18 protein-coding genes are annotated in these 19,094 nt (G+C 72.4%); 13 read left to right on the top strand and 5 right to left on the bottom strand.

Annotated features, from left to right (window positions below; translation table 11 throughout):
• Nucleotides 1-31 precede the first annotated feature (31 nt).
• The gene (locus tag ACFYZS_RS14450) at nucleotides 32-274 is read right to left on the bottom strand and encodes a hypothetical protein (protein WP_389011222.1); all 243 of its coding nucleotides are present in this window, start codon (nucleotides 272-274) and stop codon (nucleotides 32-34) included.
• A 76-nt stretch (nucleotides 275-350) separates the two neighbouring features.
• Between ACFYZS_RS14450 and holA the strand changes: the two genes are divergently transcribed.
• Nucleotides 351-1,343 carry a DNA polymerase III subunit delta gene (holA, locus tag ACFYZS_RS14455; RefSeq protein ID WP_389011225.1) on the top strand — a complete coding sequence of 331 codons (993 nt, stop codon included), beginning with the start codon at nucleotides 351-353 and terminating at the stop codon, nucleotides 1,341-1,343.
• A 219-nt stretch (nucleotides 1,344-1,562) separates the two neighbouring features.
• Here holA and rpsT read toward each other — a convergent pair whose 3' ends face one another.
• Nucleotides 1,563-1,829, bottom strand: coding sequence for a 30S ribosomal protein S20 (gene rpsT, locus ACFYZS_RS14460; RefSeq protein WP_382984841.1), 267 nt, complete (start codon nucleotides 1,827-1,829; stop codon nucleotides 1,563-1,565).
• A 211-nt stretch (nucleotides 1,830-2,040) separates the two neighbouring features.
• Between rpsT and lepA the strand changes: the two genes are divergently transcribed.
• The 4 genes from lepA (at nucleotide 2,041) to ACFYZS_RS14480 (ending at nucleotide 7,990) form a co-directional block, all read left to right on the top strand.
• The gene (lepA, locus tag ACFYZS_RS14465; RefSeq protein ID WP_134075450.1) at nucleotides 2,041-3,906 is read left to right on the top strand and encodes a translation elongation factor 4; all 1,866 of its coding nucleotides are present in this window, start codon (nucleotides 2,041-2,043) and stop codon (nucleotides 3,904-3,906) included.
• Nucleotides 3,907-4,107: 201 nt separating this feature from the next.
• Nucleotides 4,108-5,997, top strand: a complete 1,890-nt coding sequence (locus tag ACFYZS_RS14470; RefSeq protein WP_389011229.1) for an AMP-dependent synthetase/ligase — start codon at nucleotides 4,108-4,110, stop codon at nucleotides 5,995-5,997.
• A gap of 80 nt (nucleotides 5,998-6,077) precedes the next feature.
• Nucleotides 6,078-7,310, top strand: a complete 1,233-nt coding sequence (gene hemW / locus ACFYZS_RS14475; RefSeq protein ID WP_389011232.1) for a radical SAM family heme chaperone HemW — start codon at nucleotides 6,078-6,080, stop codon at nucleotides 7,308-7,310.
• 83 nt (nucleotides 7,311-7,393) lie between these two features.
• The gene (locus tag ACFYZS_RS14480; protein WP_389011235.1) at nucleotides 7,394-7,990 is read left to right on the top strand and encodes a Uma2 family endonuclease; all 597 of its coding nucleotides are present in this window, start codon (nucleotides 7,394-7,396) and stop codon (nucleotides 7,988-7,990) included.
• Here ACFYZS_RS14480 and ACFYZS_RS14485 read toward each other — a convergent pair.
• Complete coding sequence (locus tag ACFYZS_RS14485; protein ID WP_389011238.1) at nucleotides 7,968-8,777, bottom strand: DUF3097 domain-containing protein; 810 nt, start codon at nucleotides 8,775-8,777, stop codon at nucleotides 7,968-7,970. The two genes, ACFYZS_RS14480 and ACFYZS_RS14485, sit on opposite strands and share 23 nt — an antisense overlap.
• Nucleotides 8,778-8,805: 28 nt before the next feature.
• Nucleotides 8,806-9,531 (bottom strand): MBL fold metallo-hydrolase, encoded by a 726-nt coding sequence (locus ACFYZS_RS14490; RefSeq protein WP_389011241.1) that lies wholly within the window; start codon nucleotides 9,529-9,531, stop codon nucleotides 8,806-8,808.
• Nucleotides 9,532-9,686: 155 nt separating this feature from the next.
• Between ACFYZS_RS14490 and hrcA the strand changes: the two genes are divergently transcribed.
• From hrcA to ACFYZS_RS14520, 6 genes are all read left to right on the top strand, one after another.
• Nucleotides 9,687-10,703, top strand: a complete 1,017-nt coding sequence (hrcA, locus tag ACFYZS_RS14495) for a heat-inducible transcriptional repressor HrcA (protein WP_053689062.1) — start codon at nucleotides 9,687-9,689, stop codon at nucleotides 10,701-10,703.
• Nucleotides 10,704-11,843: a molecular chaperone DnaJ gene (gene dnaJ / locus ACFYZS_RS14500; protein WP_030297168.1), complete on the top strand. Its 1,140-nt coding sequence runs from the start codon at nucleotides 10,704-10,706 to the stop codon at nucleotides 11,841-11,843.
• Between the two features lie 147 nt (nucleotides 11,844-11,990).
• Nucleotides 11,991-13,082 (top strand): nitronate monooxygenase, encoded by a 1,092-nt coding sequence (locus tag ACFYZS_RS14505; RefSeq protein WP_389011245.1) that lies wholly within the window; start codon nucleotides 11,991-11,993, stop codon nucleotides 13,080-13,082.
• Nucleotides 13,079-13,825, top strand: a complete 747-nt coding sequence (locus ACFYZS_RS14510; protein WP_389011248.1) for a 16S rRNA (uracil(1498)-N(3))-methyltransferase — start codon at nucleotides 13,079-13,081, stop codon at nucleotides 13,823-13,825. The genes ACFYZS_RS14505 and ACFYZS_RS14510 overlap by 4 nt, the downstream gene beginning before the upstream one ends.
• A gap of 124 nt (nucleotides 13,826-13,949) precedes the next feature.
• Nucleotides 13,950-14,309, top strand: a complete 360-nt coding sequence (locus ACFYZS_RS14515; protein WP_229339811.1) for a histidine triad nucleotide-binding protein — start codon at nucleotides 13,950-13,952, stop codon at nucleotides 14,307-14,309.
• Between the two features lie 4 nt (nucleotides 14,310-14,313).
• Nucleotides 14,314-15,219, top strand: a complete 906-nt coding sequence (locus tag ACFYZS_RS14520; protein WP_389011253.1) for a ribonuclease Z — start codon at nucleotides 14,314-14,316, stop codon at nucleotides 15,217-15,219.
• A 46-nt stretch (nucleotides 15,220-15,265) separates the two neighbouring features.
• Here the strand turns inward: ACFYZS_RS14520 and ACFYZS_RS14525 are convergent, their stop codons facing one another.
• A complete protein-coding gene (locus tag ACFYZS_RS14525; RefSeq protein WP_389011256.1) occupies nucleotides 15,266-16,552 on the bottom strand; it encodes an MFS transporter in 1,287 nt (428 codons plus the stop codon).
• A gap of 212 nt (nucleotides 16,553-16,764) precedes the next feature.
• Here ACFYZS_RS14525 and ACFYZS_RS14530 point away from each other — a divergent pair, with 212 nt between their 5' ends.
• Both ACFYZS_RS14530 and ACFYZS_RS14535 read left to right on the top strand, forming a co-directional pair.
• Nucleotides 16,765-17,892 carry a carbohydrate kinase family protein gene (locus ACFYZS_RS14530; protein ID WP_389011259.1) on the top strand — a complete coding sequence of 376 codons (1,128 nt, stop codon included), beginning with the start codon at nucleotides 16,765-16,767 and terminating at the stop codon, nucleotides 17,890-17,892.
• A gap of 150 nt (nucleotides 17,893-18,042) precedes the next feature.
• Nucleotides 18,043-19,089 carry a PhoH family protein gene (locus ACFYZS_RS14535; protein ID WP_376018218.1) on the top strand — a complete coding sequence of 349 codons (1,047 nt, stop codon included), beginning with the start codon at nucleotides 18,043-18,045 and terminating at the stop codon, nucleotides 19,087-19,089.
• The last annotated feature ends 5 nt before the right edge of the window (nucleotides 19,090-19,094 follow it).

The raw sequence follows: 19,094 nt of genomic DNA on the forward strand, positions 1-19,094 counted from the left end.
CCCCCCAGGGGGGCGCGGGGCGCCGCGGGGGCTACGGGGCTTCGAGCCAGCCCTCGTACTCGGCGGCGAGGCCGTCCAGCACCGTGGTGTCGAGCCGTTCCTGCGGGTCCTCGACGACCACCAGCCACTGGGCGTCCTCGGCGTCGTCCTCGCCGGCGAGGGCGTCGCGCAGCAGCTGCGGCTCCTCGGGGAGGCCGAAGCGGTCCACGGCCTCCTGGGCCACCTCCTCGGCGGCGTCGCGGTCGGGCAGTACCAGTACATGTCGCACGTTCACCCGGCCATTCTCGGGGATGCGGTGGGGGAGGCCGTGGTGCGGGGGGCTGTCAGCGGGCCGTGGGATGCTGGACGCGATGGCCACCAGGAAGAATTCCACCGACGATCCGCTCGCCCCGCTCACCCTCGCGGTGGGGCAGGAGGACCTGCTGCTCGACCGCGTCGTACGGGAGGTGGTGGCGGCCGCCCGGGCCGCCGACGCCGACACGGACGTGCGCGACCTCGCACCCGAGCAGCTCCAGCCCGGCACGCTCGCCGAGCTGACCAGTCCCTCGCTCTTCTCCGAGCGCAAGGTACTGGTCGTACGCAATGCGCAGGACCTGTCCGCGGACACGGTCAAGGAGGTCAAGGCGTACCTCGCGGCGCCGTTCGAGGAGATCATCCTCGTGCTCCTCCACGCGGGCGGGGTCAAGGGCAAGGGGCTGCTGGACGCGGCCCGCAAGGCCGGGGCCCGGGAGATCGCCTGCCCGAAGATGACGAAGGCGGCGGACCGGCTGGCGTTCGTGCGGGGCGAGTTCCGCACGCTGGGCCGGTCGGCGACCCCGGAGGCCTGCCAGACGCTGGTCGACGCGATCGGGAGTGATCTGCGGGAGCTGGCGAGCGCGGCCGCGCAGCTGTGCGCGGACGTCGAGGGCACGATCGACGAGTCCGTGGTCGGCCGGTACTACACCGGCCGGGCCGAGGCCTCCAGCTTCACGGTCGCCGACCGGGCGGTCGAGGGGCGGGCGGCGGAGGCCCTCGAAGCGCTGCGGTGGTCGCTGTCCACGGGGGTGGCGCCGGTGCTGATCACCAGCGCGCTCGCGCAGGCGGTGCGGGCCATCGGCAAGCTGGCCTCCGCCCCGCGCGGTGCCCGTCCGGGTGACCTCGCCCGGGACCTCGGGATGCCGCCGTGGAAGATCGACCGGGTCCGCCAGCAGATGCGGGGCTGGTCGGCGGACGGAGTCGCGGACGCCCTGCGCGCCGTGGCCGCGGCCGACGCCGGGGTCAAGGGCGGCGGCGACGACCCGGGGTACGCCCTGGAGAAGGCGGTCGTGGCCGTGGCCCGGGCCGCCCGCCCCCAGCGCCGCTGACGACCGGCCGGCGGCCCGGGCTCGGAGCGCCCGCCGCCGGCCGACCCCCGGGCAAGGCGAAGGCCCCGGGAGCCGCCCTGGGGAAGGGGGGCTCTCGGGGCCTTCGTTACTTCTTGTTGCGCCGCACCCGCGTGGCGAACGCTTCGTGTGCGGCGCGGGGTGCCGGTCAGGAGCGGGAGAGAGGGCCCGCTGGGTCCGTTCCGGCGATCACATCAGAGCTCAGCCCTGGAGGGAGGCAACCTTGGTGGCCAGCGCCGACTTCTTGTTGGCGGCGGCGTTCTTGTGGATGACACCCTTCGAGACAGCCTTGTCGAGCGCACGCGCGGCGGCGCGAGAAGCCACGGTGGCCTTCTCGACGTCACCCGCGGCCACGGCCTCGCGGGCCTTGCGGATCGCGGTCTTGAGCGAAGACTTGACGGCCTTGTTGCGCAGGCGCGCCTTCTCGTTCGTCTTGTTCCGCTTGATCTGGGACTTGATGTTCGCCACGAAAGAGCCTTTTCAGGTTCAGAGTTTGATCTTCGGATTGTGTCCCGACAGCTGAGAGGGCATACGAGACACAGCTGCCCAGGCTACCAGGCACGCTCCGACCGGCCCAAACCGAGCGCATCGCCCCGTCCATGGGACCATGGGAACCTGCGTACAGATCCGACGAGAGCCGGAAACGCTTCCGACTGCGACCCGAGAATCAGGACACTGCGTGCCCGCGATCCCCAGCCACGTGCCCGAGCCGAGCCGTACCGACCCGGCGCTGATCCGCAATTTCTGCATCATCGCGCACATCGACCACGGCAAGTCGACGCTCGCCGACCGGATGCTCCAGCTCACCGGCGTCGTCGACCAGCGGCAGATGCGCGCCCAGTACCTCGACCGCATGGACATCGAGCGTGAGCGGGGCATCACGATCAAGTCCCAGGCGGTCCGTCTGCCCTGGGCGCCCACCACGGGCGAGGGCGTGGGCAACACGCACATCCTCAACATGATCGACACCCCCGGGCACGTCGACTTCACGTACGAGGTCTCGCGCTCCCTCGCCGCCTGCGAGGGCACCATCCTCCTGGTGGACGCCGCCCAGGGCATCGAGGCCCAGACCCTCGCCAACCTGTACCTGGCGATGGAGAACGACCTCGCGATCGTCCCCGTCCTGAACAAGATCGACCTGCCGGCCGCCCAGCCGGAGAAGTTCGCCGAGGAGCTCGCGAACCTGGTCGGCTGCCAGCCCGAGGACGTCCTGCGGGTCTCCGCGAAGACCGGCCTCGGCGTGGACGCCCTGCTCGACAAGGTCGTCGCCACCGTCCCGGCCCCGGTCGGCGTCAAGGACGCCCCCGCCCGCGCGATGATCTTCGACTCGGTCTACGACTCGTACCGCGGCGTCGTCACGTACGTCCGTGTGGTCGACGGCCAGCTCAACAAGCGCGAGCGCATCCGGATGATGTCCACGGGCGCCACCCACGAGCTGCTGGAGATCGGTGTCTCCTCCCCGGAGATGACCCCGGCCGACGGCATCGGCGTCGGCGAGGTGGGCTACATCATCACCGGCGTGAAGGACGTGCGTCAGTCCAAGGTCGGTGACACGATCACCAGCCTGCACAACGGCGCGACCGAGGCACTCGGCGGCTACAAGGACCCGAAGCCGATGGTCTTCTCGGGCCTCTACCCGCTCGACGGCTCCGAGTACCCCGACCTGCGCGAGGCCCTGGACAAGCTCCAGCTCAACGACGCCGCGCTCGTCTACGAGCCGGAGACCTCGGCGGCGCTCGGCTTCGGCTTCCGCGTCGGCTTCCTCGGCCTGCTGCACCTGGACGTGGTCCGCGAGCGCCTGGAGCGCGAGTTCGGCCTCGACCTCATCGCCACCGCGCCGAACGTGGTCTACCGCGTCGTCCTGGAGGACGGCAAGGAAGTCCAGGTCACCAACCCGAGCGAGTTCCCCGAGGGCAAGATCTCGGACGTGTTCGAGCCGGTCGTCCGGGCCACCGTGCTCGCGCCCACCGAGTTCATCGGCGCGATCATGGAGCTCTGCCAGACCCGCCGCGGCACGCTGCTCGGCATGGACTACCTCTCCGAGGACCGGGTCGAGATCCGCTACACCCTCCCGCTCGCGGAGATCGTCTTCGACTTCTTCGACCAGCTGAAGTCCAAGACGCGCGGTTACGCCTCCCTGGACTACGAGCCCACGGGCGAGCAGTCCGGCAGCCTGGTGAAGGTCGACATCCTGCTGCACGGCGACAAGGTCGACGCCTTCTCCGCCGTCACCCACAAGGACGCCGCCTACGCCTACGGCGTGCGGCTCGTCGCCAAGCTGCGCGAGCTCATCCCGCGGCAGGCCTTCGAGGTGCCGATCCAGGCGGCCGTCGGCTCGCGCGTCATCGCCCGCGAGACCATCCGCGCCATCCGCAAGGACGTCCTCGCCAAGTGCTACGGCGGTGACATCTCCCGTAAGCGGAAGCTGCTGGAGAAGCAGAAGGAAGGCAAGAAGCGCATGAAGATGGTCGGCTCGGTGGAGGTGCCCCAGGAGGCCTTCATCGCCGTCCTCTCCAGCGACGAGTCCGCCGGCAAGAAGAAGTAGTCCGCGGCGGGCTCCACCGAGCACCGTCGTACGGAACAGGCCCCCACGCTGATGCGCGGGGGCCTGTTTCGTTATGAATCGGCCGCTCGCCGACTCTTACGCCCCGGCCGGAGGACACCTAGTCTGATCACTGCTCGATGGTTACTCGCCAGTTACAAGCCCCTGAATGACAGGCCCTGCCGCGTGGTCCGGAGGACGTCCGTGAGCGACACACAGACCTTGATCGAGAACCGCCCGCCCACCGTGGCGGCCCTCTTCCTTGAGCGTGTCGCCGCCACGCCGAACGCCGAGGCCTACCGGTTCCCGGTGCCCGCGGCCGGCGGCAGCGGCCCCGACGACTGGAAGTCGCTGAGCTGGGGACAGGCGGCCGAGCGGGTCTTCGGCATCGCCGCCGGCCTGCTGGAGCTGGGCCTGCAGCCCGAGGACCGGGTCGCGCTCGCCTCCAACACCCGCGTCGAGTGGATCCTCTCGGACCTCGGCGTCATGTGCGCCGGGGGCGCGGTGACCACGATCTACCCCAGCACCAACGCCGAGGAGTCGGCGTTCATCCTCTCCGACTCGGCCAGCCGCGTGCTGATCGCCGAGGACGCCTCCCAGCTGGCCAAGGCCCGCGAGCGCCGCGCCGAGCTGCCCGACCTCGCCCACGTGGTGGTCGTCGAGGCCGCCGACGCGGTACCGGCCGACGGCGATCCGGAAGGCTGGGTGCTCTCCCTCGCCGACCTGGAGGCGCGCGGCAAGGAGTACCTCGCCAAGCACCCCGAGGCGGTCAAGGAGCGGATCGGGGCCATCACCGCCGACCAGCTCGCCACGCTCATCTACACCTCGGGCACCACCGGCCGCCCCAAGGGCGTACGCCTGCCGCACGACAACTGGTCGTACATGGCCAAGGCCACCGTCGCCACCGGCATGATCTCCAGCACCGACGTGCAGTACCTGTGGCTGCCGCTCGCGCACGTCTTCGGCAAGGTCCTGACCTCCGGCCAGATCGAGGTCGGGCACGTCACCGCCGTCGACGGCCGCATCGACAAGATCATCGAGAACCTGCCGGTCGTCCAGCCCACCTACATGGCGGCCGTCCCCCGCATCTTCGAGAAGGTCTACAACGGGGTCGCCGCCAAGGCCCGGGCAGGCGGCGGCGCCAAGTACAAGATCTTCCAGTGGTCGGTGGGCGTGGCCCGCGAGTACGCCAAGACCAGCCAGGACAACTACCGGCGCACCGGCAGCCCCGCGGTCCCCTTCGGCCTCGCCACCAAGCACAAGATCGCCGACGCGCTCGTCTACTCCAAGCTCCGCGAGGCCTTCGGCGGCCGGCTGCGCGCCGCCGTCTCCGGCGCCTCCGCCCTGGCCCCCGAGATCGGCTACTTCTTCGCCGGCGCCGGCATCAACATCCTCGAGGGCTACGGCCTCACCGAGTCCAGCGCAGCCTCCTTCGTCAACCCCGGCGAGGCCTACCGCACCGGCACCGTCGGAAAGCCGCTCCCCGGCACCGAGGTCCGCATCGCCGACGACGGCGAGATCCTGCTGCGCGGCCCCGGCATCATGCAGGGCTACCACCTGCAGCCCGAGAAGACCGCCGAGGTGCTGGAGGAGGACGGCTGGCTGCACACGGGCGACATCGGCGAGCTCTCGCCCGACGGCTACCTGCGCATCACGGACCGCAAGAAGGACCTGATCAAGACCTCGAACGGCAAGTACGTCGCCCCTGCCGAGATCGAGGGCCGGTTCAAGGCGATCTGCCCGTACGTGTCGAGCATCGTCGTGCACGGCGCCGACCGGAACTTCTGCGCCGCCCTGGTCGCCCTCGACGAGCCGTCGATCATGGGCTGGGCCGCCGAGAACGGGCTGGAGGGCAGGACGTACGCCGAGGTCCTGGCCGCGGCCGAGACGAACCGGCTGGTCGAGACGTACATCCAGACCCTCAACGAGGGCCTGCAGCGCTGGCAGACGGTCAAGAAGTTCCGGATCCTGCCCCGCGACCTCGACGTGGAGCACGGCGACCTCACGCCCAGCCTCAAGCTGAAGCGGCCGGCCGTCGAGCGTGAGTTCAAGCACCTGATCGACGAGATGTACGAGGGCTCGCGCGAGGCGTAGCGCGGCGGCGGGCGGTACGAGGGGCCCGGGGGCGGCGGTGAGCGGCCGGGCCCCCGTCCGGGGTGCGGGACAATGGGGGCATGCCTTCCGCACTGCCCGACGGTGAACCCATGCCCGAAGACGGCTCGCTGCCGTCGCACGCCCTGGCGGGTGCCGGGGAGCGGCCGCTCGGGTTCTACCTGCACGTCCCGTACTGCGCCACGCGGTGCGGGTACTGCGACTTCAACACGTACACCGCGACCGAGCTGCGCGGCACCGGCGGCGTGCTCGCCTCCCGCGAGAACTACGCCGACACCCTGATCGACGAGGTCCGCCTCGCCCGCAAGGTGCTCGGCGACGACCCGCGGGCCGTGCGGACGGTGTTCGTGGGCGGCGGTACGCCGACGCTGCTGGCCGCCGCGGACCTCGTACGGATGCTCGCGGCCATCCGGGAGGAATTCGGCCTGGCCGAGGACGCCGAGGTCACCACGGAGGCCAACCCGGAGTCGGTGAACCCGGAGTACCTCGCCGAGCTGCGGGCCGGGGGCTTCAACCGGATCTCCTTCGGCATGCAGAGCGCGAAGCAGCACGTCCTGAAGGTGCTCGACCGCACGCACACGCCCGGGCGGCCGGAGGCCTGCGTCGCCGAGGCGCGGGCGGCGGGCTTCGAGCACGTGAACCTGGACCTGATCTACGGCACCCCGGGGGAGTCCGACGAGGACTGGCGGGCCTCCCTGGCCGCCGCCCTCGGCGCCGGCCCGGACCACATCAGCGCGTACGCCCTGATCGTGGAGGAGGGCACGCAGCTGGCCCGGCGGATCCGCCGCGGCGAGGTCCCGATGACCGACGACGACGTGCACGCCGACCGGTACCTGATCGCGGACTCGGTGATGGCCGAGGCCGGGTACTCCTGGTACGAGGTCTCGAACTGGGCCACCTCCCAGGCGGGCCGCTGCCTGCACAACGAGCTGTACTGGCGCGGGGCCGACTGGTGGGGCGCGGGCCCCGGAGCCCACTCGCACGTGGGCGGGGTCCGCTGGTGGAACGTCAAGCACCCCGGCGCCTACGCCGCCGCCCTCGCGGAGGGCCGCTCCCCGGGCGCGGGGCGCGAGCTGCTGTCCGAGGAGGACCGCCGGGTGGAGCGGATCCTGCTGGAGCTGCGCCTGGTGGACGGCGTCCCGCTGTCCCTGCTGGCCCCGGCCGGCCTCGCGGCCTCCCGCAAGGCCCTCGCGGACGGGCTGCTGGACGCCGCGCCCTACGAGGCCGGGCGGGCCGTCCTGACCCTGCGCGGCCGGCTCCTGGCCGACGCGGTGGTCCGCGACCTGGTGGACTGAGCCACTCGCCGGAGTGAATCCCCGCCGAACCGGCCGGCGCCTGCCTACTCTTTTCCTAGGCTGCCGTCGACAGTACGCGGCGGATGTGGAGGACCACGGAGATGACCGCTGTGGACGAGCGTGGGATGGCCAAGTTCTTCGAGGGGTTCCAGCCTCCCGACGGAGTCAAGGTCGAGCTCCTCCGGGGGGAAATCGTGATGATGGCCGGTCCCGATCTGGTGCACAACCTGATCGTGGAGGACGTGCAGGACCAGATCCCGCGCAAGCGGTGGGCACGGCTGCAGACCCAGGACGTCGACATCATCGACGAGGCGAGCGAGCCCGTGCCCGACTTGGTGGTTCTGGATCGCGAGGCGCAGCCCGAGTCGGGCCGACTCCTTCCGTCGCAGCTGATCACGCTGGTGGTGGAGGTCGTTTCCAAGACCAGCGTCGACAGGGATTATGTGGTCAAGCGTTCGATCTATGCCGCGGGTCGGGTGTCTGCTTACCTGATCATCGATCCCATCGTTGCCCAATGCGTCCTGCTGACCATCCCGGCCGGTAAGGGAGACGACGCCGACTACCGTTCCCAGCGGATCTCGAAGTTCGGCGAGCCGCTGCCGCTGGAGCTGCTCGGCATCGAGCTGAACACGAGCGACTTCGGCACCTTCAAGGGCGTCAGGCCTCACCGCCACCCGTGACGAAGTCGATCAACTCCTCCACCCGCCCCAGCAGGACCGGCTCCAGGTCCTTGTAGGACGTGACGCGGGACAGGATGTGCTGCCAGGCGGCCCCGGTGTTCTCCGGCCAGCCCAGCGCCCTGCAGACGCCCGTCTTCCAGTCCTGGCCGCGCGGGACCACCGGCCAGGCGGAGATGCCCAGCGCGGACGGCTTCACCGCCTGCCAGACGTCCACGTACGGGTGGCCGACGACCAGGACGTCCGACGAGGTCACCGACGCCGCGATGCGGGACTCCTTGGAACCCGGGACCAGGTGGTCCACCAGGACCCCCAGGCGGGCGTCCGGGCCCGGGGCGAAGTCGGCGACGATGGCCGCCAGGTCGTCGATGCCCTCCAGGTACTCCACCACCACGCCCTCGATCCGCAGGTCGTCGCCCCAGACCCGCTCCACCAGCTCCGCGTCGTGCCGGCCCTCCACGTAGATCCGCCCGGCGCGCGCCACGCGGGCGCGCGCCCCCGGGACCGCCACCGAGCCCGACGCCGTGCGCAAGGGCGCCGCAGGGGCCCGTGAGGGGCGGGTCAGGGTCACCACGGCGCCCTCCAGCAGGAACCCCCGCGGCTCCAGCGGGAAGACCCGCCGCTTGCCGAAGCGGTCCTCCAGGGTCACCGTGCCCGCCTCGCAGGCCACCACGGCGCCGCAGAAGTCCGTGCCCGCCACCTCGACCACCAGGTCGGTGTCCGCCGGCACCTCCGGCACCGGCTTGGGGCGCTTCCACTGCGGGGTCAGGTCGGGGGAGTACTCGCGCATCCGGCCGAGAGTAGGAGAGAGCGCGGGCTCACGGGCCCGACACGCCGAACCGCCGTGCCAGTGTGTCGCGTTGCTCACGGACGAAGCCGGCGCAGACCACCGCTCCGTGACCCGGCACGTACAGCGCGTCGTCCCCGCCCAGCGACAGCAGCCGGTCCAGCGCGGCCGGCCACTGCGCCGGCACCGCGTCGCTGCCCGCCTGAGGTTCGCCCGACTCCTCGACGAGGTCACCGCAGAACACCGTCTCGCGCTCGCCCGGCACGAACACGGCCAGGTCGTACCGGGTGTGCCCGGGCCCGACGTTGGCCAGCAGCACCTGCACCCCGCCCAGCTCCAGCGTCCATTCGCCCGAGACGGAATGCCTCGGCATCACCAGCAGGTCCGCCGCCTCGGCGGCCTCGGCCTCCGCCAGCCCCTGCCGGACCGCGTCGGCGCGCAGCTCCTCCCGGCCCGTCGACAGCTCCGCGTCCAGCCCGACCGCCCCGTACACCTCGGCCCCGGCGAACGCCGCCCCGCCCAGTACGTGATCGAAATGGCCGTGCGTGAATGCGATATGCGTCACGCGCCGGCCGGTCAGCCGCTCCGCCTCGGCCCGCAGCTGCGCGCCTTCGCGCACGCACGAACCGGGATCGATCAGGAGCACCGACTCGTCCCCCACCACCAGTCCCACGGTGCAGTCCCACACCGGGAGCCGTCGCCGTCCGGCCCGTCCGGTCAGCCGCTCCCAGCCCGCCTCTTCCCAACGCACGTCCATGCCGCGACGCTACCCTGGCGGGCCGCCCTTGCCAGGGCCTGACTACCCGGCCGTACACTGGCCGGGGGATCTCTGGCACTCGAACGCCCGGAGTGCCAACGAAGCAGATGAAACCGACCACGACGAGCGCCGACGACCAGCTGGAGGTGTGCGCGATGCTCAGCGAACGCAGACTCGAGGTGCTGCGCGCCATCGTCCAGGACTACGTCGGGACGGAGGAGCCGGTCGGCTCCAAGGCGCTCACCGAGCGGCACCGGCTCGGCGTCTCGCCCGCCACCGTGCGCAACGACATGGCCGTGCTGGAGGACGAGGGCTACATCGCCCAGCCCCACACCAGCGCCGGCCGGATCCCCACGGACAAGGGCTACCGGCTCTTCGTCGACAGGCTGGCGGGGGTCAAACCGCTGTCGACGCCCGAGCGCCGGGCCATCCAGAACTTCCTCGACGGCGCCGTCGACCTCGACGACGTCGTCGGCCGCACGGTGCGGCTGCTCGCGCAGCTGACCCGGCAGGTCGCCGTCGTCCAGTACCCGAGCCTGACCCGGTCCACGGTCCGGCACGTCGAGCTGCTGTCGCTGGCTCCGGCCCGGCTCATGCTCGTACTGATCACCGACACCGGCCGGGTCGAGCAGCGGCTCGTCGACTGCCAGACGCCGTTCGGCGAGACCTCGCTCGCGGATCTGCGGGCGCGGCTCAACAGCCGGGTCGTCGGGCGCCGGTTCACCGACGTGCCGCAGCTCGTGCAGGATCTGCCGGAGTCCTTCGACCCGGAGGACCGCGGCACGGTGTCGACCGTGCTCTCGACCCTGCTGGAGACGCTGGTCGAGGAGGCCGAGGAGCGGCTGATGATCGGCGGGACCGCCAATCTCACGCGCTTCGGACACGATTTTCCCCTGACGATCAGGCCGGTGCTCGAAGCACTCGAGGAGCAGGTCGTGCTCCTCAAGCTGCTGGGCGAGGCCAACGAGTCGGGAATGGCCGTACGGATCGGGCATGAGAATGCCTACGAGGGACTGAACTCCACGTCCGTCGTCTCGGTCGGCTACGGTTCGGGCGGCGAGACAGTCGCCAAACTCGGCGTGGTCGGACCGACCCGCATGGACTACCCCGGAACGATGGGAGCGGTACGCGCAGTGGCACGTTACGTCGGACAGATCCTGGCGGAGTCGTAAGTGGCCACGGACTACTACGCCGTTCTCGGCGTGCGCCGCGACGCATCGCAGGACGAGATCAAGAAGGCCTTCCGCCGCCTCGCGCGTGAACTCCACCCGGACGTGAATCCGGACCCGAAGACGCAGGAGCGCTTCAAGGAGATCAACGCGGCCTACGAGGTGCTCTCGGACCCGCAGAAGAAGCAGGTCTACGACCTCGGCGGCGACCCGCTGTCCTCCTCGGGAGGCGGCGGGGGCGCGGGCGGCTTCGGTGCGGGCGGCTTCGGCAACTTCTCCGACATCATGGACGCCTTCTTCGGCCAGGCCTCGCAGCGCGGCCCGCGCTCGCGGACCCGCCGCGGCCAGGACGCCATGATCCGCCTCGACCTGGAGCTGGACGAGGCCGCCTTCGGCACGACCAAGGACATCCAGGTCGACACGGCCGTCGTCTGCACCACCTGCTCCGGCGAAGGCGCCGCCCCCGGCACCTCGGCGCAGACGTGTGACATGTGCCGTGGTCGCGGTGAGGTGTCGCAGGTCACCCGCTCCTTCCTGGGTCAGGTCATGACCTCGCGCCCCTGCCCGCAGTGCCAGGGCTTCGGCACCGTGGTCCCGACCCCGTGCCCCGAGTGCGCGGGCGACGGCCGGGTCCGCTCCCGCCGCAGCCTCACGGTCAAGATCCCGGCGGGTGTGGAGAACGGCACCCGGATCCAGCTCGCGGGCGAGGGCGAGGTCGGCCCCGGCGGCGGCCCCGCCGGCGACCTGTACGTGGAGATCCACGAGCTGTCGCACCCGACCTTCCAGCGGCGCGGGGACGACCTGCACTGCACGGTGACCATCCCCATGACGGCCGCGGCCCTGGGCACCAAGTGCCCGCTGGAGACCCTGGACGGCATGGAGGAGATCGACATCCGCCCCGGCACCGGGTCCGGCCAGTCGATCCCGCTGCACGGGCGCGGCGTCACGCACCTGCGCGGCGGCGGCCGCGGCGACCTGATCGTCCACGTCGAGGTCACCACCCCCGGCAAGCTGGACGCCCAGCAGGAGGAGCTGCTGCGCCAGCTCGCCAAGCTGCGCGGCGAGGAGCGGCCCATGGGCCAGTTCGCGCCGGGCCAGCAGGGCCTGTTCAGCCGCCTGAAGGACGCCTTCAACGGCCGCTGACCGGCCCTTCGGCAGACGTACGAGCCCGGTCCGGGGATGCCCCGGACCGGGCTCGCCGCATCGATCCGGACGCCGCCCGGGAAGCGGACTATGCCAGGCGAATGCCGTGATTTAGCCCGGTGAGCGGGACATGGCACGATGCAGTCCATGTCCACCGCACCGTACGGTCTCTCCCCCCACCCGATCGTGCAGGCTCCCATGGCGGGCGGCGCCTCCTGTCCGCCGCTGGCCGCCGCCGTGTGCGAGGCGGGCGGCCTGGGCTTCCTGGCCGGCGGCTACAAGACCGCCGACGGCATGTACCAGGAGATCAAACAGCTGCGCGCGCTCACCCGGCGCCCGTTCGGCGTGAACCTCTTCATGCCGCAGACCGGCTACGTGGACCCGGCCGCCGTGGAGGCGTACCGCGGGCAGCTGGCCGGCGAGGCCAGCTGGTACGAGCTGTCCCTGGCCGACGAGGACGTCATCGGCACCAGCGACGACGGCTACGACGCCAAGCTCGCGATCCTCCTCGAAGACCCGGTCCCCGTGGTCTCGTTCACCTTCGGCTGCCCCGCACCCGCGGTCCTCGCCGCCCTGCGCAAGGCCGGTACGTACTCCGTCGTCACCGTCACCTCGGTCGACGAGGCCCGCGCCGCCCAGGCCGCGGGCGCCGACGCCCTCTGCGTCCAGGGAGTGGAGGCCGGCGGCCACCAGGGCACCCACCGCGACGACCCGCAGGCCGACGGCACGGCGGGCGTGGGCCTGCTCGCGCTGGTGGCCCAGGTACGGGAGGCCGTGGCCCTCCCGATCATCGCGGCGGGCGGCCTGATGCGCGGCTCGCAGATCGCGGCGCTGCTGGCGGCGGGCGCGGAGGCCGCGCAGCTCGGCACGGCCTTCCTGGCCTGCCCCGAGTCGGGCGCGCACCCGCTGCACAAGCAGGCGCTGACGGACCCCCTGTTCCCCCACACCGAGCTGACCAGGGCGTTCTCGGGACGGCCGGCCCGGGGTCTGGTGAACCGTTTCATGCGGGAGCACGGGCCGTACGCCCCGGCCGCCTACCCGCAGATCCACCACATGACCGCGGGGCTGCGCAAGGCGGCCGCCGCGGCCGGGGACCCGCAGGGCATGGCCCTGTGGGCGGGCCAGGGGCACCGGCTGGCGCGGGCGCTGCCCGCGGGGGAGCTGGTGGAGGTGCTGGCGGCCGAACTGGCCGAGGCCCAGTCCGCGTTGAAGTCGATGAACAACAGGAGTACGTCATGACCGCCCCCGTGTTCGTGGTCGAAAAGGTCCCCGCGGGGCCGGAGTTCGTGCTCGACGGCCCCGAGGGCCGGCACGCGGTGTCGGTGAAGCGGCTGAACCCCGGTGAGGACGTGGTCCTCACCGACGGGCGCGGTCATTGGGCCGAGGGGGTCGTCAAGGCAGCCGAGGGCAAGGACCGGCTGGTCGTCATGGACCTGAACTCGATCGAGGAGGAGCCGGAGCCGGCCGTCAGGATCACCGTCGTCCAGGCCCTGCCCAAGGGGGACCGCGGCGAGCTCGCCGTCGAGACGATGACCGAGACCGGCGTGGACGCCATCGTCCCCTGGCAGGCCTCGCGCTGCATCACCCAGTGGCGCGGCGACCGCGGCGCCAAGTCCCTGGCCAAGTGGCGGGCCACGGCCCGGGAGGCGGGCAAGCAGTCCCGCCGGGTGCGCTTCCCGGAGGTGGCGGAGGCCATGTCCACCAAGCAGGTCGCGGCGCTGCTGGCCGGGGCCGACCTGGCGATGGTCCTCCACGAGGACCGGGACGCCCCCTCGGAGGCCCTGGCCACGGCGGAGCTGCCGGCCGGCGGCTCCATCGTCCTGGTCGTCGGACCGGAGGGCGGGGTCTCCCCGGAGGAGCTGGCCGTCTTCGCGGAGGCCGGGGCCCACCCCTACCGCCTGGGCACCTCGGTCCTGCGCACCTCCACCGCCGGCACCGCGGCGACGGCGGTCCTGCTGGCGCGCACCGGCCGCTGGTCCTGAGTCCGGCCCCGGCCCTGCCGAAACGCGCGTGAGGGCGCCGACGGCGCCGGATACGATGCCGGGGCTGATCATCGTCGGCGCCGGCGGCCCGTCCGCGGGCGCCGCAGTCTGGGAAGGCGGAGCAATGGCCGGGGAACCGCAGGCGGACTGCCTGTTCTGCAAGATCGTCGCGGGGAACATCCCGGCGACCGTGGTCCGGGAGACCGAGACGACGTTCGCCTTCAGGGACATCAACCCGCAGGCGCCCACGCACGTCCTGGTGATCCCCCGGGTGCACTACCCCGACGCCGCCTCGCTCGCCGCCGCCGAGCCGGCCGTCGCCGCCGACCTGCTGCGCGAGGCCGGGCGGATCGCCGCCGAGGAGAAGCTCGACGACCACGGCTACCGCGTGGTGTTCAACACCGGCGCCGGCGCCGGCCAGACCGTCTTCCACGCCCACGCGCACGTCCTCGGCGGCCGCGGCCTCCAGTGGCCCCCGGGATAGCACCGTGTCCGTACGAGAGTTCGTGGTGCTCGGCACCGCCAGCCAGGTGCCCACCCGCCACCGCAACCACAACGGCTACCTCCTGCGCTGGGACGGCGAGGGGATCCTCTTCGATCCCGGCGAGGGAACCCAGCGCCAGATGCTGCGCGCGGGGGTGGCGGCGCACGACATCAACCGGATCTGCGTCACCCACTTCCACGGTGACCACAGCCTCGGGCTCGCCGGGGTGATCCAGCGGATCAACCTGGACCGGGTCCCGCACCCGGTCACCGCGCACTACCCGGCCTCCGGGCAGAAGTTCTTCGACCGGCTCCGCTACGCCACCGCCTACCGGGAGACCGTCGCGCTCCGCGAGGAGCCCGTGGCCGCGGACGGGACGCTGGCCGAGGAGCCCTCGTACGTCCTGGAGGCCCGCAGGCTCTCGCACCCGGTGGAGTCCTTCGGCTACCGGCTGACCGAGCCGGACGGGCGCCGCATGGTGCCCGAACTGCTCGCGCGGCACAGGATCAAGGGGCCCGACGTGGGCCGGATCCAGCGCGAGGGGCGGCTGGGCGGGGTCACGCTCGACGACGTCAGCGAGCACAAGCCGGGGCAGAGCTTCGCCTTCGTGATGGACACCCGGCTGTGTCCGGGCGTGGACGCGCTCGCCGCGGGCGCCGACATGCTGGTGATCGAGTCCACGTTCCTCGACGAGGACGAGGCGCTCGCCACCGACCACGGGCACCTCACCGCCGGCCAGGCGGCCCGGACCGCGCGGGACGCGGGCGTACGGCACCTCGTGCTGACGCACTTCTCGCAGCGCTACTCGGACCCGCAGGAGTTCGAACGCCAGGCCCGCGCGGCCGGCTTCGAGGGCGAGCTGACGATCGCCGCGGACCTGGCGCGCGTTCCCCTGCCGAAGCGGGCCTGATCCACGAGACACGGCCCGGGGGAACACCTGGGGCCGCTTCGGCCGTCTAGACGCCCGAGGTGTCGCGCCGGCGGTCGCGGGAGCGGCGGGCGGCCGGGGAGAGCAGCAGCACCCGGCGCGGCTTCCCGGAACCGGCGGCGGGGGGCACCGCCGCGGCGGGGGCCTCGGTGCGCAGGTCCGCCACCTCGGCCGCGGCCGCCGGGTTCCGGCCCGCGTGCAGGGCGACGGCGGTCAGCGGCCCGGCCACCGTGAGCAGCAGCCCGCCCAGCACCAGCCCCATGCCCGGGAGGCCGAACGCCTCGGCGAGCAGGCTGCCCACCACGGGCCCGCAGGCCGTGCCCAGCGAGGAGGCCGCGCCCGCGAAGACGGCCCAGCGGCCGCGCGGGTCCAGGGCGGCCGCGAGGCCGATCAGGTACGAGAGGACGACCGGGTAGACCGCGTTCCACAGGATCTCCCCGGCCGCGAATCCGGCGAGCCCGTCCGCGGAGGAGGTCAGCACCACGCAGCCCGCGATGGCCGCCGTGCCCGCGCCGATCGGGAGGGCCCGCCCCAGCCGGGTGCCGAACGCGGAGGCGCCCGTGACCCCGAGCAGTCCCGCGCCCAGCGCCACCGCGAAGACGGCGCCCAGCGTGGCCTCGGAAAGCCCCGCCTGCTCGGCGCCGATCCGGCCGCTGACGCCCCACAGCGCCTCCTGGGTCAGCGACCAGAGCAGCAGGCAGCCGGCCAGGACCGCCCCGGCGCGCGGGTACGGCGGCCGTCCGGAGCTCCGTACGGCGGGACCCGGGCGGGTGGGCCCGCCGAGCCGGCCGGTGGCCGGCCAGGCCAGCGCCGCGACCAGGGCGATGGCCGCGAAGGGGAGCCCGTGCCCGCCGCCGAGGTGCGGCAGGGTCAGGTACAGGGCCCCCGCGGTCGCCGAGACCGACAGGAGCCCGAGGGAGGAGATGCGGTGCGGATCGCGGTGTCCGGCGATCCCGGCGGCGGCCACGGCGGTGGCGCTGCCGGAGCCGAAGCCGCCGACCACCACGCCCGCGACCACCAGCGGGAGCAGCGAGGTGGCGGCCGCGGTGCCGTAGCCCAGGACGGCGAGCAGCAGCCCGAGCCGGGCCGCCGGGCGCGGCCCGCGACGGGGGATCCGGGAGGCGAGGGTGAATCCGGCGGTGGCGGAGCCGAGCAGCAGGGCCGTGCCGACGAGCCCGGCCTGGGCGGGGCCCAGCGGGAGATGGGCGTCGAGGCGTCCGACGACGGTGGGAAGCAGGTAGGGGGCGACGTACCCGGCCGTGAAGAGGGCCACCAGGGGCCAGGCGGCGGGCGGCGCGGAGGTGTTGTCGGACACGGCTCTTCCCGGTGGTGCGCAGGTGGGGCGGGATTTCCGCGAGGCCGCGGTCCCCTTGTCTATCAACTCGTTCACGACCACGAGAAGAGCGCCAAGAGAGTGATGTGCGCCACACTGTGGTTTGGCCCTGCTCGGGGCGGGCAGGGCTGGCAGCTTTCCACCGCATGCCCGCTTGCGGAAACGAGCCTTCGCACCAGAGCCGGGAGTACACCGTGACCAGTCGGGACAGCCGCACCAGCCGCAGCGCAGCCGTGGACCCGCTCGACAGCGCAGCCGCGGCGCTGGACCCGCTCGGCCCGCTGCGGGACCCCCGGGAGCCGGGCTTCGACGTCTACCTCACCGGCACGGTCTTCCTCGACATCATCTTCACCGGCCTCGACTCGGCCCCGGTGCGCGGTACGGAGTCCTGGGCCCGCGGCATGGGCTCCAGCCCCGGCGGGGTGGCCAACATGGCCACCGCCCTGGCCCGGCTCGGCCTGCGCACCTCCCTGGCCGCGGCGTTCGGCGACGACCACTACGGCGAGTACTGCTGGGACGCGCTGGAGCAGGGCGAGGGGATCGACCTGTCGATGTCGCGGACCATCCCCGGCTGGCACAGCCCGGTCACGGTCTCGATGGCGTACGAGGGCGAGCGCACGATGGTCTCGCACGGCCACGAGGCCCCGCCCCCGGCGGGCCCCGGGCCGTTCCCGCAGTGCCCGCCGCGCACCCGGGCGGCCGTGGCCTCGCTGGCGCAGGGGCGGACGGAGCCGTGGATCGCGGAGGCGGCGCGGCGCGGGGCGCGGATCTTCGCGGACGTGGGGTGGGACGAGAGCGGCCGCTGGGACCTGGGGGCCCTGCCCGACCTGGAGCACTGCGAGGCCTTCCTGCCGAACGCGGGGGAGGCGATGCGGTACACGCGGACCGACTGTCCGAGAGCCGCGGCCCGGGCGCTGGCCGAGAAGGTGCCGGTCGCGGTGGTGACGATGGGCGCGGAGGGCTCGTACGCGGTGGACGGGCGGACCGGGGAGACGGCGGAGGTGCCCGGGATCGCGGTGGAGGAGCTGGACCCGACCGGGGCGGGGGACGTCTACGTGGCGGGGTTCGTCACCGGCACCCTGGCGGGCTGGCCGCTGGCGGACCGGCTGGCCTTCGCGGGCCTGACGGCGGCCCTGTCGGTCCAGGAGTTCGGCGGCTCCCTGTCGGCCCCGGGCTGGCCGGAGGTGGCCCACTGGTGGCGTACGGCCCCCGAGGCCCTGCGGCCGCGGTACGGCTTCCTGGACGCGCTGGTCCCGCCGGGCGGAGAGCCGGCCTCCCGGCGCAGGGCGGTCCCGACCATCGGCTTCCGGCACCCGGTCTGACCCGTCCCGCGGGAGCGCGCCGAGAGGCCGGGAGAGGGCGGGGAAAACCCCTCGGGGATGGCGCGGCGGAGTCGTACCCTTGGTACTCCGGAGGTCGTCGATCGGCGCGGCCCCTCAGCGGGAGGTATGTGCAGGCCACAGTGCCGGCCCATGACTCAGACACCCACAGCCCAGAACCCGGCGCCGGGGCAGGCGCGAGCCCACTTCACCGTTCCGGCCAGGCATCCGATGGTCGCGGTGCTCGGCTCTGGTGACGCCCTGTTGCGCGTGATCGAGAAGGCCTTCCCGAAGGCCGACATCCATGTTCGGGGCAATCAGGTCAGCGCGGTCGGAGACGCGGCGGAAGTCGCTCTGGTCCAGCGCCTGTTCGACGAGATGATGCTGGTGCTCCGCACCGGGCAGCCGATGACGGAGGACGCAGTGGAACGCTCGATCGCCATGCTCAAGGCGAGCGGCAACGGCAACGGGCCGGACGAGACCCCGGCGGAGGTGCTCACCCAGAACATCCTCTCCAGCCGCGGCCGCACCATCCGCCCCAAGACCCTCAACCAGAAGCGGTACGTCGACGCGATCGACAAGAACACGATCGTGTTCGGCATCGGCCCCGCCGGTACCGGCAAGACCTACCTCGCCATGGCCAAGGCGGTCCAGGCCCTGCAGTCCAAGCAGGTCAGCCGGATCATCCTGACCCGCCCCGCCGTCGAGGCCGGAGAGCGGCTCGGCTTCCTGCCCGGCACCCTCTTCGACAAGATCGATCCGTACCTGCGCCCGCTGTACGACGCGCTGCACGACATGATCGACCCGGACTCGATCCCGCGCCTGATGGCCGCGGGCACGATCGAGGTCGCGCCGCTCGCGTACATGCGCGGCCGCACCCTCAACGAGGCGTTCGTCGTCCTCGACGAGGCGCAGAACACGACCACCGAGCAGATGAAGATGTTCCTGACCCGGCTCGGCTTCGATTCGAAGATCGTCATCACGGGTGACATCACCCAGGTCGACCTGCCCGGCGGCGCCAAGTCGGGTCTGCGCCAGGTCCAGACGATCCTCGAAGGGGTTCCGGACATCCACTTCTCGCGGCTCACGTCCGAGGATGTCGTCCGGCACAAGCTGGTCGGCCGTATCGTCGATGCGTACGAGAAGTACGACGACAGCCAGGACGCCCAGCAGTCCCGGAACGGCTACCAGCGGAAGTAGAACCC

The sequence above is a fragment of the Streptomyces sp. NPDC001903 genome (assembly GCF_042891345.1).
Classification (GTDB): domain Bacteria; phylum Actinomycetota; class Actinomycetes; order Streptomycetales; family Streptomycetaceae; genus Streptomyces.

Bases quoted from the DNA above. Each gene is read 5' to 3' on its own strand.
- holA (WP_389011225.1), top strand. From the start codon at position 351: ATGGCCACCAGGAAGAATTCCACCGACGATCCGCTCGCCCCGCTCACC.
- hemW (WP_389011232.1), top strand. From the start codon at position 6,078: ATGCCTTCCGCACTGCCCGACGGTGAACCCATGCCCGAAGACGGCTCG.
- ACFYZS_RS14480 (WP_389011235.1), top strand. From the start codon at position 7,394: ATGTGGAGGACCACGGAGATGACCGCTGTGGACGAGCGTGGGATGGCC.
- ACFYZS_RS14485 (WP_389011238.1), bottom strand. From the start codon at position 8,777: ATGCGCGAGTACTCCCCCGACCTGACCCCGCAGTGGAAGCGCCCCAAG.
- ACFYZS_RS14490 (WP_389011241.1), bottom strand. From the start codon at position 9,531: ATGGACGTGCGTTGGGAAGAGGCGGGCTGGGAGCGGCTGACCGGACGG.
- hrcA (WP_053689062.1), top strand. From the start codon at position 9,687: ATGCTCAGCGAACGCAGACTCGAGGTGCTGCGCGCCATCGTCCAGGAC.
- ACFYZS_RS14505 (WP_389011245.1), top strand. From the start codon at position 11,991: ATGTCCACCGCACCGTACGGTCTCTCCCCCCACCCGATCGTGCAGGCT.
- ACFYZS_RS14510 (WP_389011248.1), top strand. From the start codon at position 13,079: ATGACCGCCCCCGTGTTCGTGGTCGAAAAGGTCCCCGCGGGGCCGGAG.
- ACFYZS_RS14515 (WP_229339811.1), top strand. From the start codon at position 13,950: ATGGCCGGGGAACCGCAGGCGGACTGCCTGTTCTGCAAGATCGTCGCG.
- ACFYZS_RS14535 (WP_376018218.1), top strand. From the start codon at position 18,043: ATGACTCAGACACCCACAGCCCAGAACCCGGCGCCGGGGCAGGCGCGA.